General features: G+C 39.8%; 13 protein-coding genes. 12 read left to right on the top strand and 1 reads right to left on the bottom strand.

Features of this window, described 5'->3' with window-relative positions; translation table 11 throughout:
- Positions 1-637 precede the first annotated feature (637 nt).
- Positions 638-1,054 (bottom strand): DUF4395 domain-containing protein, encoded by a 417-nt coding sequence (locus HC179_RS02855; protein WP_168862955.1) that lies wholly within the window; start codon positions 1,052-1,054, stop codon positions 638-640.
- A gap of 245 nt (positions 1,055-1,299) precedes the next feature.
- On the opposite strand from HC179_RS02855, the gene HC179_RS02850 reads away from it, so the two are divergent.
- The 12 genes from HC179_RS02850 to HC179_RS21260 all read left to right on the top strand — a co-directional run bounded on the left by HC179_RS02850 (position 1,300) and on the right by HC179_RS21260 (position 16,121).
- Positions 1,300-1,980 carry a transaldolase family protein gene (locus tag HC179_RS02850; RefSeq protein ID WP_168862953.1) on the top strand — a complete coding sequence of 227 codons (681 nt, stop codon included), beginning with the start codon at positions 1,300-1,302 and terminating at the stop codon, positions 1,978-1,980.
- 68 nt (positions 1,981-2,048) lie between these two features.
- Complete coding sequence (locus tag HC179_RS02845) at positions 2,049-2,726, top strand: DUF4867 family protein (RefSeq protein WP_168862952.1); 678 nt, start codon at positions 2,049-2,051, stop codon at positions 2,724-2,726.
- A 38-nt stretch (positions 2,727-2,764) separates the two neighbouring features.
- On the top strand, positions 2,765-4,543 hold the full coding sequence (locus tag HC179_RS02840; protein WP_168862950.1) for a solute:sodium symporter family transporter: 1,779 nt from the start codon (positions 2,765-2,767) through the stop codon (positions 4,541-4,543).
- Between the two features lie 12 nt (positions 4,544-4,555).
- Positions 4,556-6,595, top strand: coding sequence for an alpha-glucosidase (locus HC179_RS02835; RefSeq protein WP_205825198.1), 2,040 nt, complete (start codon positions 4,556-4,558; stop codon positions 6,593-6,595).
- Positions 6,596-6,722: 127 nt separating this feature from the next.
- On the top strand, positions 6,723-8,066 hold the full coding sequence (gene sftI / locus HC179_RS02830; protein ID WP_168862957.1) for a sulfoquinovose isomerase: 1,344 nt from the start codon (positions 6,723-6,725) through the stop codon (positions 8,064-8,066).
- A 43-nt stretch (positions 8,067-8,109) separates the two neighbouring features.
- Positions 8,110-8,832 carry a GntR family transcriptional regulator gene (locus HC179_RS02825; RefSeq protein ID WP_168862949.1) on the top strand — a complete coding sequence of 241 codons (723 nt, stop codon included), beginning with the start codon at positions 8,110-8,112 and terminating at the stop codon, positions 8,830-8,832.
- 16 nt (positions 8,833-8,848) lie between these two features.
- On the top strand, positions 8,849-10,279 hold the full coding sequence (locus HC179_RS02820) for an aldehyde dehydrogenase family protein (RefSeq protein WP_481747950.1): 1,431 nt from the start codon (positions 8,849-8,851) through the stop codon (positions 10,277-10,279).
- A gap of 88 nt (positions 10,280-10,367) precedes the next feature.
- Entirely contained in the window at positions 10,368-11,270 is a 903-nt protein-coding gene (locus HC179_RS02815; RefSeq protein WP_168862946.1) for an AEC family transporter, read from the top strand.
- A gap of 1,026 nt (positions 11,271-12,296) precedes the next feature.
- Positions 12,297-13,544 carry an ABC transporter substrate-binding protein gene (locus HC179_RS02810; RefSeq protein WP_168862944.1) on the top strand — a complete coding sequence of 416 codons (1,248 nt, stop codon included), beginning with the start codon at positions 12,297-12,299 and terminating at the stop codon, positions 13,542-13,544.
- 57 nt (positions 13,545-13,601) lie between these two features.
- Complete coding sequence (locus HC179_RS02805; RefSeq protein ID WP_168862943.1) at positions 13,602-14,477, top strand: carbohydrate ABC transporter permease; 876 nt, start codon at positions 13,602-13,604, stop codon at positions 14,475-14,477.
- A gap of 15 nt (positions 14,478-14,492) precedes the next feature.
- Positions 14,493-15,302 carry a carbohydrate ABC transporter permease gene (locus HC179_RS02800; RefSeq protein ID WP_168862941.1) on the top strand — a complete coding sequence of 270 codons (810 nt, stop codon included), beginning with the start codon at positions 14,493-14,495 and terminating at the stop codon, positions 15,300-15,302.
- A 93-nt stretch (positions 15,303-15,395) separates the two neighbouring features.
- Positions 15,396-16,121 (top strand): UTRA domain-containing protein, encoded by a 726-nt coding sequence (locus HC179_RS21260; protein WP_168862940.1) that lies wholly within the window; start codon positions 15,396-15,398, stop codon positions 16,119-16,121.
- Positions 16,122-16,719: the final 598 nt, after the last annotated feature.

Here is a 16,719-nt window from a genome sequence, read left to right as displayed (position 1 = left end):
GTGGACAGTGTTTGTGTGTTTTTGGTGTAGGAGGTCGTCAGACGAGGGCAATGAGGACAATGTTTTAGTGTGTTTGAGGAAGGAGGTAGTCATACGAGGTCAATGAGGACAATGTTTGTGTGTTTTTGGGGCAGGAGGTCGTCATACGAGGTCAATGAGGACAATGTTTGGGTGTTTTTGGAGCAGGAGGTAGTCATACGAGGCCAATGAGGACAATGTTTGTTTGTTTTTGGAGTAGGAGGTAGTCATATGAAGTCAATGAGGACAGTGTTTGTGTGTTTTTGAGGAAAGAGGTAGTCATACGAGGTCAATGAGGACAGTGTTGGTGTGTTTTTGAGGAAGGAGGTAGTCATACGGGGGCAATGAGGACAGTGTTTGGGTGTTTTTGGAGTAGGAGGTAGTCATATGAAGTCAATGAGGACAGTGTTAGTGTGTTTTTGAGGAAGGAGGTCGTCATACGAGGTCAATAAGGACAATGTTTGTATGTATTAAGAGTAGGAGGTCATTATATTAAGTCAATAAGGACAATGTCGATCCAACGCAGCAAAACAAAGCCCTCATACGTTCTTGAATTAATCACAGGCAAAAAAAAAGAACCCCTAAAAGGAGTTCATATCAATAATATTTATATCATTGTCTAGCTTGCCCGACGATATCGATACTGCTGCCACTGAAACCTGATAAAACATCCTACACAAAACCCCATTAAAGCAACTCCTGAAGCAACACCTACCATGATGGCAAACGCAAAACCAATTACAACAAATCCAGAATAAAACCCGAAAAGCGCCAATGCCAAGCAGGCTACCGCAATGCTCTGATTAAACTGCAGCTGAGCAACATCCTCCTGAACATAAGATCCTGCAGGCTTAGAGAGGAATTTTCTTGCAACACTTAGAGCTGGATTCCACTTCAACAACAATCCCATAAGCCCTGAAACCAGAGGAAATACCATTAGAAAGTATAGTCCGGAAACGAGAGAAAGGATAACAGACGTCAATATGAACCATTGATTAAAAGTGACTAACGGTTTTGGTATAGTATTATTTTTCATATACAATTAATCCCACCTGTATTATCGGATATTTGTTATCAATATAATACTCTAAACAAGAAGAGAAGTGCAATAAATAAAAACTGGATATTGTTGTTATTAGAAAATTACTAATAAATATAAAAAAACACTTGCAAAATTGAATGCGTTTTCTTATGATGTATTTAAAGGTAATAACCTTTATTAAAAGGTAACAATATTATTATCATTTTAGAAACATCCAGACATTTTAGGAGGGAATTAGAATGAAATATTTTTTAGATAGTGCAAAGATTGAAGAGATTCGTTATGCGTATAAGAACTGGGGAATTGACGGGGTTACAACTAACCCAAGACACATCATGAACAGCGGCAAGCCTCTCTTGACAGTTTTAAAAGAATTAGGGGAAGAATTTAAAAACGTGGAGAACTTTCCGATCTCAGTTGAAATCAACCCGCATTTAGAAGATCCTGAAGAAATGGTACGTGAAGGAAAAGAGATTGCTAGTTTATCAAGCAACTTCATCATCAAGATTCCTTGCACGGAGCCAGGACTGATTGCTGCGAAAAGACTTGAGGAAGAAGGAATTCGTACAAACGTTACATTGGTATTCTCTCCTTCTCAAGCATTACAGCCAGCTAGAATTGGAGCGAAATTTGTTTCTCCTTTCGTAGGTTGGAAAGAAAACAGTGGAGAAGATACAGCTCCTTACATTCAAGACATTGTAGATATCTATAAAATGCACAATATGGAAACAGAAATCATTGTTGCAGCTCTTCGCAATGGTAAACAAATTGCAGATGCAGCGAAAGCTGGTGCAGATATTGTGACATGTGGCTTTGATGTATATAAAGCTAGCTTTGCGCATCCATTCACTGATTACGGTTTAGGAGTTTTCCGCGACGCATGGGATAACACTGCCAAGGAATTGGAAGAAGTGAAGTAATAAATTAGCGGGGCTCTTCTTAATGAAGAGCCCGCCTATTAAAACATCGCAATTTGGGAGAGTTGAAAATGTCTAAGCTTGAATTGTTAAGATCACTTAATACAAATCTATCCATATTCCATATAGATGATGAAGAATTCTTACCTTTTGGTAGAATAGTAGAAGAATACGATTTCACAAGTTATCTTAACTATATGAATGAAAAAGATATTCCAAAGGAAGGTAATGTCTATATGGCATCGATTCCGGAAATGGAAAAACAAGCACCTTCGGAATCAATCAAGGAAAACTTCTATGGCGGAATGGACATTCAAGTAGGTTATTGTAACGGGGTAAACTCCACATTAAATGGGTTGGAGTATCATAAATCCAGTGAGATCAACGTGGCATGTACCGATATGGTTCTCCTGCTCGGACAGGTCCAAGATATCGTAGATAATTCTTTTAAAAGTGTTAATGTAACCGGTTTCTTTGTTCCGAAGGGAAAAGCCGTGGAACTTTATGCGACAACGCTCCATTTTGCCCCTTGCAAAGTGCAGGATGAAGGCTTTAAAACGGTTGTTATTTTACCAAAAGGTACGAATGAACCTTTACCAGAAGGTCTGGGAAAAAAGACAAAGGAAGACCAACTGTTATTTATGAAAAACAAGTGGCTTCTTGCACATCCAGACAGAGAAGTGCTCATGGAAAAAGGAGCACATCCGGGGATTACTGGGGAAAATATCGAACTTTTCTATAAAATGTAAACGCTTAAAAAGTTGTTAGAATTGAAGGGGTGACAGATATGGGGATGTCTAATGTCCTTTTTACTTTATTATCATGTATGTTTTTTATGGGATTGGTTGCTTGGTTTTCTTATCTGAAAACAAGAGGAGAAGTAAACGATTCTACAGGTTACTTCCTGGCAGGTCGTGGCTTAACGGGGATGTTTATCGCAGGTTCCTTGTTGCTGACAAACCTATCAGCTGAACAATTGGTTGGTCTTAATGGGGCTTCTTACGGGAAGAACATGACTAATATGGCTTGGGAAGTAACGGCGGCATTTGCTATCACAATCATGGCCTTATATTTGCTCCCAAAATATTTGGGAGGGGCTTTTACGACGTTACCAGAGTTTTTGAGTACCCGTTATGACGAGGGTGTTCGTCGATACACTGTTATCTTGTTCATGTTAGGATATATTCTTGTCACTATTCCATCTACACTTTATTCTGGTGCTTTAGCAATCTTAAAGCTTTTTGATGTGCCCCAACTGCTTGGGATTTCTTATGGTCAATCTGTTTGGTTGATTATTTGGGTGGTAGGAATTATTGGTGCGATATATGCAATCTTTGGAGGATTAAAGGCAGTTGCTGTCTCTGATACAATCAATGGAGTAGGGTTGCTCGTCATTGGATTGTTGATTCCGGTTCTCGGTTTTATCGCGTTAGGGAACGGCAGTATGGTAGAAGGAATGAAGACTATCGCCCTTACACATCCTGAAAAATTAAATGCCATTGGCGGAAGCGATGATTCGGTACCGTTTGGAACTATCTTTACAGGTATGATTTTTGCTAACCTCTTTTACTGGGGGACGAACCAATACGTTATTCAACGTACATTAGGAGCAAAAAGTTTATCAGAAGGACAAAAAGGGGTTCTTTATTCCGGGTTTTTCAAATTAGCCATTCCTTTATTCATGATGATACCTGGAGTCATTGCGTTTCATCTATACGGAGGAAATTTTCAATCAGTAGATTTGGCATACCCAGCGCTTGTAGCTGATTTGTTGCCGACTTATATGTCAGGGTTCTTCTTAGCTGTTTTGCTTGGAGCAGTATTCAGTTCATTTAACTCCTTATTAAACTCAGCTGCAACGATGTTTGCACTTGATATCTATAAACCAACAATGAATCCAAGTGCAACAGATGCACAACTTATTAAGATCAGTAAAATCTTTGGGGTGTTAATTGCCCTTGTATCGTTCTGTGTATCGCCGTTATTAATGGAAGCGTCTACAGGACTTTGGGATTTGATTCGTCGGTTCACAGGATTTTTTAACATTCCAATCATTACGATTGTGTTAGTTGGACTACTTTCCAAACGCGTTCCAGCACTAGCTGCGAAAGTGGTAGTCATTTTCCACGTAATTACGTACTACATGCTTGTGTGGGGAACCAACCATTTATTTGGATATAAAGTAGACTTAAACTTTATACACATATACGCGATTCTATTCTTTGTTGAAGTAGGAATCATGTTGCTTATTGGTAACGTTAAACCATTGAAAACACCTTATGTATATAAAAAGAATGCACAAGTGGAGCTTACACCCTGGAAATACTCATTGTTGACAACGGTAATTTTATTAACACTTGTAGTGATGACATATGTTGTCTTCTCGCCGATCGGTTTAGCTTATGAGTCAGCAATTGTTTCACCGTATTTCTGGCCAGTAATGGGCGGTGTGCTCTTCCTATCAATTATTATGAGTTATTTATCTATGAAAGTTTGGAACAAGAAATATGAAAACTATCTTGATAAGAAGCAAGAAGAGCTTATCAAAAATAAAAAATCAGCGTAAGGGGGATATCCCATGGCAGTTCTTACTGAAAATGCATTGATGCAGGTAGTAACGGAGAATGATAATTTTACTGTTACGTGGAAAGGGGAGGAGATATTACATCATTCTCCTGAAACCCCCTTCCTTTTTGTAGGAAAAGGGCAAGAAAATGTTAAAATGTATCGCGGTAACTTTGACATTAAAGATTATGTAACAGAACGTGTGGCACTACCATTTATCACCGTAAGGAACGAGAACAGTTCCATTGAAATAGATTTTGCAAGTTATCCAAATGGCCCTTCTGTCGTAACTGTTCAATTGCTGCAAAATGCTAATCAAGTAAAGCTATTATTTGTAAAAGCAAACAAGGACATCAATCGTTTTTGGTGTCGTATAAAGGCAAATAAAGAGGAAAAAGTGTATGGCTGCGGAGAACAGCTGACTCACTTTAATATGAGAGGGAAGAATTTCCCCCTATGGACTTCAGAACCAGGTGTTGGTAGGAATAAAAGCACCTATGTAACGTGGCAATCAGATGTAACGGGAATGGCCGGTGGAGATTATTATCATACAAATTATCCACAACCTACCTTTGTATCAAGCAGAAAATATTATTGTCATGTAGAAACGACAGCTTATGCGGATTTCGATTTTAGAAACGATTCTTTCCATGAACTTCAAATTTGGGAAATGCCAAAAGAGATAGTACTTGAAGGAGCTAATGACTTTTTAGGATTGCTTGAAAAAATCACGGATCGCTTTGGCCGTCAGCCCGAATTACCAGAATGGACCTATAACGGAATTTGGTTAGGAATTCAGGGTGGTACGGATGTAGTCGAAGAAAAACTGGAAAAAGCCCTTGCTAAAGGTGTCAAAGTAGGCGGTGTCTGGTGTCAGGATTGGCAAGGTATCCGTATGACTTCTTTTGGAAAGCGTCTAATGTGGAACTGGCAGTGGAATCCTGAAGTGTATCCAAACCTGGACACTAAGATTCACGAATGGAAAGAAAAAGGTATTCGTTTCCTAGGATATATTAATCCTTATGTAGCCGAGGAAGGAAATCTATTTGCTACAGCTAAAGAAAGAGGATATTTAGCATTGAATGACGAGAATGAAGTCTACCTAGTAGATTTTGGCGAGTTCTTTTGTGGAGTGGTTGATTTTACAAACCCTGAGGCGACAGAATGGTATAAAACGGTCATTCAAGATAATTTGATTGGTTTTGGATTGGACGGATGGATGGCTGACTTTGGAGAATATCTCCCTACAGATGTGAAGCTGCACAGTGGAGAAGATCCAATGAAAATGCATAACGCGTGGCCTACCATGTGGGCAAAGGTAAACTATGAAGCTATTGAAGAAGCAGGGAAATTAGGCGACGTTGTCTACTTTATGAGAGCAGGTTATACAGGTATACAGAAATACAATACACTATTATGGGGTGGAGATCAGAGTGTTGATTTCACCTTGGATGATGGGTTAGCATCAGTCATCCCGGCAGCACTTTCAGCAGGGATGCTTGGTAACGGATTGCATCACAGTGATATCGGCGGATATACCAGTTTGTTTGGCAATAAGCGAAACGAAGAGCTGTTGCTACGTTGGACAGAACTTGGCGCATTCACACCTGTTATGCGTTCCCATGAAGGGAATAGACCGTACGACTGCTTCCAATTTGACGATACAGACCGTTCTCTTGAACAGTTGGCAAAAATGACTACCGTTTATACAACTTTGGCACCATATACAAAAATCCTGGTGAAACAAAATGCAGAAAAAGGTACACCTGTGCAACGACCTCTGTTCATGCACTATGAAAATGATGAAGCAGCTTATGACATACAATATCAATATTTATATGGAAAAGACCTCCTTGTAGCACCTGTTTATAATGAAGGCGCTACAACGTGGGATGTTTACCTTCCTGAGGATGAATGGGTCCATGTTTGGAGTGGAAAAGAGTATACAGGCGGAAACATTACTGTGGAAGCCCCAATTGGTGAACCACCTGTTTTCTACCGTAAAAACTCAGAGTGGGCAGATCTATTTGGTAAATTAAAAGAAATACAATAATAGAAATAGGGACTGATTTTGCAATAGAACAGTCCCTTTCTGTTAAAAACAAAGGTTATGATATTTACAAAAAGGTAGTAACCTATGTTATACTCAATGTAAGCCTATTCATAAAGGGGAACTAATGATGCTAAATAACAATATTTTATATGTACCTATTGGAAGAAAAACATTTGATTTAGAAGCAGGGGAAGCATATCGTCTTCAGAGCTCTGAATGGTTAAATACTACCTGTGCTAAGGTAATCGAGCCAAGTGGTATTTTAACCTCTGTAGAAGAATTGGAAGATTTCTTGAAAGATGTAAAACATGAAAAAATAGATACCATTCTTTATCAGAGTGTCACATTTGCAGATGGCGAATTCATGGTTGAAATTTTAAAGCATAGAACAGAGCCTGTTATTGTATGGTCTGTTAGAGAACCGAGTGTAGGAGGACGCTTACGTTTGAACTCCTTAACGGGAGGTAACAGCACAAGTAATGTGCTCCGAAACCATAACCATACATTTGCCTTTGTTTTCGGAAATCCAGATGAACAAAAGCTTCAAGATAAATTAGCAAAACAATTAAAAGTAAGTAGAGTCCTGGCTCAATTAAATGAGTTGACCATCGGTGTCGTAGGAGAACACCCTCCAGGATTCTTTTTCTCAGATACAAACGAACAAGAACTAAAAGAAGCACTTGGCGTGAACTTATACAAAATGGATCTGCAAAAAGCATTTAAAGAATGCGTGGAGCTTCCAAAAGAGGAATGGTTGCCTGCGATTGAAAGAGCAGAACAGCAAGTAATCGGCTTAAATCGATCAGATGAAACAGTGACGAAATTCGCACAATTCTCCACCTATATCAAAAAACATATCGAAGCACACGACATACAGGCTATAGCGGTTAGATGCTGGCCAGACTTTTTCAACGATTTAGGGGCTGCCGCTTGTTCCACTCTATCTCAATTTACAGAAGATGGTGTCGTTTCATCCTGTGAGTCAGACATCCATGGTTCTGTATCCATGTTTGTTTTACAACAATTGAGCGGTGGAAAAGCGCCGTATCTTGGTGACCTTGTCCATGTAAATGAAGATAATAATTCTGTTGTATTTTGGCATTGTGGTGCAGGAGCGTATTCCTTGGCAAGAGAAGAGACTGGTGCCACAGCAGGTGTTCATCCGAACAGAAAACTTGGATTTACCATGGACTTTGGATTGAAGGCTGGCGGTGTCACGATTTTCCGAGTGAGTCATACACCAGAAGGATATCGTTTACTGATCATGAAGGGAGAAGCACTAGATTCTCCACAGCACTTCCAAGGTACTTCTGTGGAAGTGGCCCTACAAAAAGATGTAACGGAGACTTTATATGAAGTTATGAATGAAGGATTTGAGCCGCATTTTGCCTTAGTATACGATGACGTGGTGGAAGAACTTGTGGAACTTGGTAGAATGCTAGGAATTAAAACAGAGATCTATGGCTCTTAAAAAGAGTTTGCTTGTCTAAGGGGACAACAAAGGGGTTTTTAATATGCACCAACAAAGCAACAAACAAACAGCGCTCTATCTTCAAATAAAGGAAACACTTATCCAGCGGATCCAGGAGAAAATATGGCTGCCAAATAAATTAATACCAACTGAACAAGAATTGATGAAAGAGTTTGAGGTTAGTAGAACGACCATCAGACAGGCAATCAGCATGATGGTGCAGGATGGATTATTGGAGAGGCAGCAAGGACGGGGTACCATCGTTAAATCCCAACAGCTTGTGGGAAGTTTGGGTCGGTTAAAAGGCTTTGCTGAAGAAGTGTTAGAGCGGGGTTTAACACCATATTCTCAACTGATAAGGGCTGAATTCTCCACCGACTTGTATCACGAAAAAGCAATGCTCCAAACGGAAGATGAGTCCATATTAGTTATCGAACGCATTCGGTTTGCCGATAACTTGCCAATAGCTTACGAAAGAAGCTGCTGGCCAAAATCAATTGGCGTGAAGCTGATGAAAGAGGAGCTCAATCAGGCAAACTTTTATCAGATCCTTGAACAAAATGGGATTGCCTTAAGAAAAGCTAGTGAAAAAATATCTGCCATGAATGCTACGATGCATGAAGCAGATTTGCTCGGAATTAGGGCAGGGGAAGCTTTAATTGAGATGACAAGACTAAGTTATGGACTGGATGACAAACCAATTGAGTATACCAGAACGAAATTCCGAAGTGATCAATACCACTACAATGTGGAACTAACAAGATGATAAAGGGGCTGTAATGATGACAACAACAACTATCTCGACACACGGACTATATATCAATGGACAAACAGTAGAAACGAAAGAAACCATGGCAGTTACAAATAAATACACTCAAGAAGCGGCATACCATGTTGCCGTCGCGGAACAAGCTCATGTGAAAGAAGCAGTACAAATAGCAAAGGATTCTTTAAAAGAAGACTTTACTCCGTATCAACGCTACCAAGTATTACTTAAAGCGGCACAGCTGTTAGTAGCAAAAAAAGAAGAGTTTGCTAACGTATTGGCTACAGAGGTTGGAAAGCCAATCAGAGAGTCAAGAGGGGAAGTAGAACGCGCAGCACAGACGCTGGAAATCTCTGCAGAAGAAGCAAAACGAATTCACGGGGAAGGTGTCCCTGTGGAAGCAGCACCAGGATCTGAAAACCGCATGGCATTCACTCTAAAAGTACCAGTTGGAGTTATTGCAGCCATTACGCCATTCAACGTACCACTTAACCTTGTTTGCCATAAAATCGGACCAGCATTGGCAGCAGGCAACAGTGTAGTATTAAAACCTGCAGAAGTGACACCTGTTTGCGCGTATATGTTAGCGGATGTGCTTATAGAGGCTGGGTTGCCTAAGGGACGTTTACATGTGCTTACAGGAGACGGCCCAAGCATTGGAGATTGGTTGTTAGAAAATCAGGATGTTAATATGTTCACTTTTACTGGAAGTCCTCGTGTTGGTGAACTGATCCGTCAAAAAGCTGGTCTTAGAAAAGTTGCATTAGAGCTTGGAAACAATTCCGCTACTGTAGTGCACTCAGACGCGGACTTAGAGCTTGCTTCCTCTATGGTAGCTCAGAAGAGTTTCAATAATGCAGGTCAAGTATGTATTTCTGTACAACGTGTGTATGTACATGAGGATGTGTATGAAACATTTGTCCAACAGCTTAAAGAGAAAACTGAAAAATTTGTGGTTGGTAATCCACTAGATGAAACAACCGATATCGGCCCGATGATCCGCTTAAGCGAAGCAGAGCGTGTGGAGGCTTGGGTGAATGAAGCAGTGGAACAAGGCGCAACGGTTGTAACAGGCGCTAAACGTGATGGAGCATTCTATTATCCTACAATTCTTACAGATGTGCATGATGATATGAAAGTTTGCCGTCAGGAATTGTTTGGACCAGTCGTTTCTGTTGCACCTTATAAGGAAAAAGAGGAAGTCATTGCGAAAGTGAATGATTCTGATTATGGATTGCAGGCTGGGTTGTTCACGAAGGATTTAGGGTTTGCGATGAAGGCTGCCAAAGAGATTGAAGTGGGTGGCCTGATTGTGAATGATGCTTCTGCTTATCGAGTGGATAGTATGCCATATGGTGGCGTAAAGAGAAGCGGTACTGGAAAAGAAGGCCCTAGATATGCGATGGAGGAAATGACAGAAGAAAGAATCGTTGTATTTAATTTATAATAGTATGGTAAAGTTATAGGATGGCCTGGCTCGGGTTGGTGGAGCCGGGGCTTTTCCATTTTTTATTAGAGGATAGAGGCGAAGAGGTTTGGCTTTTTTACAAGTACTACTACCTGTATTTATGATATTTGCCATAGGGTTCATCGGACAGAAAACATTGGGGTTTGATACCAAAACCTTATCAAAGATGGCCTTGTATTTACTATCTCCCGTACTGGTATTTAGGACTTTTTATACAAATGCATTTAGCAGTAACCATTTATACATCATCCTATATACGTTTCTTCTATGTTTTGCACTAATCGCTTTTGTGTATTTGCTTTCTTGGATAAAAAAATTCTCGAGAGCGGAAACTTGCGGGATGATTCTCGCGGCAAGTTTCATGAACAATGGAAATTACGGAACTCCTGTTGCATTATTGCTGTTTGGAGCGGCGGGCTTTGAGTATGCGATCGTGTTGATGGTTGTACAATCATTGTTAATGGGTACAGTGGGTGTTTACTATGCTGCCAAAGGTAGTCCGGAAAATGCCGGCGTGAAAACGGCTTTAAGAGCAGTAGTGAAAATGCCTATTCTTTACGGGGCGATTATTGGTTTGTCCTTCCAGATTCTTTCCATCCCTGTTTCCTCTTCTATCATGGAAGCCGTCGATCTTGTAGCAAATGCCACTGTTCCTGTTATTATGGTTATATTGGGGATGCAGCTGGCTAAGATATCTATTAAACATGCATCAAAGGAAAAATTGGTTTATGCTATTGGTATTAAATTATTTCTTTCTCCTTTAATTGCTTTTGGTTTAACATTGATGCTTCCTGTAGATCCGATGGTGAAGCAGTTAATGATTATTATGGCTGCGATGCCGACTGCTGCAAATACTACGATGTATGCGTTGGAGTTTAATACGGAGCCGGATTTTGTTTCGAGTAGTACTTTGATTAGTACGTTGTTGACTATTGTTAGTTTACCTATTATGTTTTGGATTGTTTTATAGGGTCAGTTCCTTTTATGGGAGCTGGCTTTTTTTGTTGTTTAGGAAATTATAAAATAATCGAAATGTGGAATAGTCCTCATCGCCGTGATGAAGACCTGAGTGACAAGGAAAGAGGAGGAGGGAAGTCCTCATGGTCAGTATGAATGAAGACCTGGAGTGACAAGGAAAAAGGAGTAGGGAGGTCCTCAGTGTGGATATGAAGACCTGAGTGACAAGGAAAAAGGAGTAGGGAAGTCCTCATTGAAGGTATGAAGACCTGAGTGACAAGGAAAGAGGAGGAGAGAAGTCCTCATGGTCAGTATGAAGACCTGAGTGACAAGGAAAGAGGAGGAGAGAAGTCTTCATGTTCAGTATGAAGACCTCAGTGACAAGGAAAAAGGAGGAGAGAGGTCCTCATGGTCAGTATGAAGACCTGAGAGACAAGGAAAGAGGAGTAGGGAAGTCCTCATGGTCAGTATGAAGACCTGAGAGACAAGGAAAAAGGAGGAGAGAAGTCCTCATGGTCAGTATGAAGACCTGGAGTGACAAGGAAAAAGGAGGAGTGAAGTCCTCATGGTCAGTATGAAGACCTGAGTGACAAGGAAAAAGGAGTAGGGAAGTCCTCATGATCAGTATGAAGACCTGAGTGACAAGGAAAAAGGAGAAGAGAAGTCCTCATCGCCGTTAGCTTATACGTCGCTGTTGATTTCCGTTCCAGGAGCCTCGCTTACCTGCGGGTGGTCCGTGAGCTGCGCCTCCGGGGTCTCACATGTCCCTTCCTCCCGCGGGCGTCTACGCGCCTTCCACTCCAATCAACAGCCAGGGGACTCAATAAATCAACAAGTCTTTTAAAATATGAAAAATAAATAGTGGGAATTTAAAAAATATTTATTGAATTTACTGAAAAAAGAAAGTATTATTTTAAATAGGAGTTATGAAAACGCTGCCATTTGACTTTCGCTTGTGTTAGAGGGGGTACTTTGGTTTTAAAGGTAGTAACGTAAGTAGGTTAAGGTAGTAACGTTATAATAAAAAAGGGGAAATGTTATGAAAAAATTTAAAATGCTCTCGATCATGTTGGCATTAATGGCGTCTCTTGCTTTAGTAGGATGTTCTTCAGAAGGATCAACTGGTGAGAAGGATGGAAAAACAACCATCAGTTTTATTCATTGGCGTGGGGAAGACGTTGAGGTGTTTAATGAATTGATAGCTAAGTTTGAAGAGGAAAATCCAGAAATAAAAGTCGATATGACGGCATACCCGTCAGAACAATATCAATCTACTGCACAAACGTTACTTCGTGATGGTACGACAGGTGATGTTTTTGTATCCATGCCTGGATCTCAATTTGAAATCATCCAAAAAGCTGGGTTCTTTGAGGACCTATCTGGAGAAGAGTTTGTCTCTAATTTTAATGAAAGTCTCTTAGAAGTGGGACAAAGCGAAGGAAAACAATATGCATTACCATATCAGCTTGTGTTTAACCAACCTATCTATAATGCAGGGATTTTTGAAGAGTTAGGGTTAGAGCCACCAACCGATTGGGAAGGATTTTTGGCTTTATGTGAAACCCTAAAAAAGAATGGCTACACACCTATTGCTTTCCCAGGTGCTGATATTGGTCCTGGTCAATTAATGAACGCTATGATGATGAACAATGCAACAGATGAAGAAGTTTTTACTAAACTTGTAAACGGAGAAGTTAAGTTAACGGACGAGTGGTGGGTAAAAACGTTATCTCAATTCAAGGAACTAAATGACAAAGAATATTTCCAAGCGAATGCTTTAGGAACAAAGCATGATGGAGCGATTGCTCTAGTGGGACAAGAAAAAGCTGCGATGCTTGCTACAGGCTCCTATGCGATGGCAAATATTAAGAGCCATAAAGAAGATGTCAAATTGAATTTATTGGCACCAATTACAGTTTCGGAGTCTGAAGCAAAATATGAAGGTATTCATACTACCACTTTCATGTTGGCAGTTAACAGTAAATCAGAGAAACAAGAGCAGGCGAAAGCATTCATTGAATTCTTGAGTAAACCGGAGAATGCTTCTGTTTATGCGAATAAGACTGGACAGCATTTAACGGTTAACGATGTAAACTATGAATCTGACGTTTTAAAAGATACGGTACATTGGATGGATAAAAATACAAGGTTCCAACCACGTTATCTAATTCCAAACGCTGATGTAGAAAAAGCGATTGTTGGCTCTATCCAAGATGTATTAAGCGGTACCGAACCGGCAGAAGCTGCGAAAAAAGCGCAACAAATTGTTGATCAAAACCTAAATTAATTTTTAAGGGGAGGAGGAGCTTGTTCTCCTCTTCCTTTCATATGAAAGGGGGATACGATGAAACAGAGTAAGTGGCTTTACTTATTTTTTGTACCAGGGCTTATTTTTTATAGTATTTTCTTTATTCTCCCAACGATTAGTGCAGTATTTTACTCATTCACAGATTGGGATGGACTTACTACAGACTTTAACTTTGTAGGATTTGAGAATTATACCAATCTAGTTACCAATGATTCTATTTTTATTAAGGCAATGACAAATAACTTAAAGTTCATGTTGTTTGTAGTGGTTTTTCAAACTTTGTTTTCATTGGTGTTTGCAGTTTTACTTGTGAAAAATACAAAAACAAATATTTTCCTAAGAGCTCTGTATTTCTTTCCGACCATTCTCTCCTCTGTATCGGTAGCATTCATCTGGTCCTATATGTACGATCCTAACTTAGGAATCATCAATAACCTCTTTACTAGTGTAGGACTTGAAATGCTTACAAACAATTGGCTTGGTGACCAAAACATAGCCATATATTCCATCGCCTTTGTACAAGTTTGGTTCCATACTGGGCAGATGCTCATTATTTTTGTTGCTGGTCTGCAAGCAATACCTGAGGATTTATATGAAGTGGCAAAAATCGAAGGTGCCAGTCGCTGGCAAACTTTCAGCAAGGTAACATGGCCGCTTATTGCTCCGGCTGCGACCATCGTCGTTGCTTATACAACCATTCAGTCTTTTAAAGCATTTGATCTGATATATGCGATGACAAGGGGGGGCCCGAACTATGCCACAGAGATTTTGGCAACCCACATCTACACAACAGCATTTAGAAGCTTTAAGTTTGGATATGCATCAGCGGAGTCTGTAATCTTTATGTTGGTCATTGCACTTATTACATTCCTGCAATTCCGTGTACTGCGGGCTAACAGAGTAGAAAATTAGAAGGGGGGAACGACGATGAAATGGACTAAAAAACTATTATTGATCATCTATGCAACTCTTATTCTAGTGCCAGTGATATCAATCGTACTAGCAACTTTTAAAACAACATCTGAAATTTATGAGAATATATTAAGTCTGCCTTCTAGCTTTAACTTTAGTAATTACTTTGGAATCTTTCAAGAGCAGGCGATGGGGACTTATTTTTTAAACAGCGTACTTGTGACACTAGTATCGGTTGTTTTTACTTTATTTTTTGCAAGTCTTGTGGCATTCGGCATTACACGGCTCGGAGGTTGGATAGGTGGCGGAATATTCGTGTTCTTTACCATTGGGATGATGGTGCCGGCACAAGTAAACATGATCCCTTTGTATCAATTAGTCTACAGTTTAGGTTTAACCAATTCATTAGTGGGTTTAATGATTGTCAATCTATCCGTTACCCTGCCTGTAGCGGTTTTCATTCTTTCTGGATTCATGAGGTCACTTCCGAAATCACTGTTTGAAGCATGTACAATTGACGGAGGGAACAACTGGCAGATGTACTATCGCATTGCATTGCCGCTATCCTTGCCATCTTTGTCAGCAACAGCTATTTTTCTATTTGTGATGCATTGGAACGATCTACTCTATCCACTTTTATTTATCACAAAAGCGGAATACAAAACTCTTCCGCTAGCACTATTAGAGTTCCAGGGAGAGTATATGACGAATTATCCAATGTTATTTACAGGGGTTATCATCGCTTCTGCACCTATGGTTCTTGCATATCTTTTCCTACAACGTTACTTTGTTGCCGGGATGACTGCGGGTTCTGTTAAGGGCTAAGATGTTTTGCAATAAATGGTAGTGACGATACTATCTTTTAAAGGTGAAACATATTAGAATAGAAGTAGATAGGTAAAAGGAGTGTCGGCAACAGTGAAAATAAATCATAGCAGTCCTATTCCACTTTATCATCAGATTAAAGATATTTTGGTAAAAAGAATTGTGGATAAAGTGTGGGGACCAGGTGACTTGATTCCTACAGAACAGGAACTGATGAAAGAATTCGATGTAAGCAGAACAACAATAAGACAGGCGATTACATCGATGGTTCATGATGGGCTTTTGGAAAAAAAGCAAGGTAAAGGAACAACAGTCAAGTATCAGAAGTTAGTGGGATCCCTTGGCCGTCTCACAGGTTTTGCAGAAGAAGTGATGGAAAAAGGCTTGATGCCTCATTCCAAGTTATTAAGAACCGAATTCAGGGACGACCTTTTTATTGAAAAAGCTAAACTCAACTTAAGTGATGAGGACAAGATATTAGTGATCGACCGAATTCGTTTCGTGAACGATTTACCGATTGCTCTTGAACGTACGTGTTGGCCGGAGGAAATTGGTGAAATCTTATTAAAACATGATCTCAATAACGCTAAGTTTTATCAGATATTAGAAGAAAACGGCGTTATGTTGAAAAAAGCAAACGAAAAAATATCAGCAGTCAATGCCACCCTTCATGATGCGGATCTTCTCGGCATAAGCGGTGGCCAAGCCTTACTAGAAATGACTCGTTTGAGCTATGGCATAAGCGATAAACCCATTGAATATGCCAAAACAAAATACCGCTCTGATCAATATCAATATCAAGTAGAACTAACAAGATAGCAACTAAACTGCCACAGTGCGCAAACTTTGCATGTGGCAGTTTTTTAATAGGATAATATCTAAAACGGTTGATTTCCGTTCCAGGCGCTTCGCTTCGTGAGCTTGCGGGGTATCACCTGTCCCTTCCTCCCGCGGGCGTCTGCGCGCCTTCCACTACAATCAACAAGGTAATTCCACTCACTGAAATATTTGTATAGAAAGCTATCTTAGAGTTAACTGTCTTCAGAGGTGCAAACAAGTAAATATCCATGCAAAACGCACTGTATTTCACATAGAAATTCACAGTGCGTTTTGTATTGTTGTACCAACTATCATATGAGTTTTTACTTCTAAAAACTACAATCAAATCACCTACTATTTCTAAAGATAAAAATAATTATTGGATGGAGTGTAAATTTGAAGGTGTTAAACGCAAGTCAATTAAAAATATGTTAAAATATAGGCATTATTCATAATTTTAACTATTCAACAAACGGGCAGCATTCCTGTTATGAAGAAAAATGGGGTTTGAACTAAAAAATAACCTCTTGGTATGATATGAGTGTCCTGAGCTGGCCAGCAAAATGGACAAAATCATATATACCAGGAGGCCTTCAAG

The organism is Bacillus sp. RO1, assembly GCF_012524115.1.
Lineage (GTDB): Bacteria > Bacillota > Bacilli > Bacillales > Bacillaceae_I > Sutcliffiella_A.
This window is presented reverse-complemented; position numbering and strand designations above follow the sequence as displayed.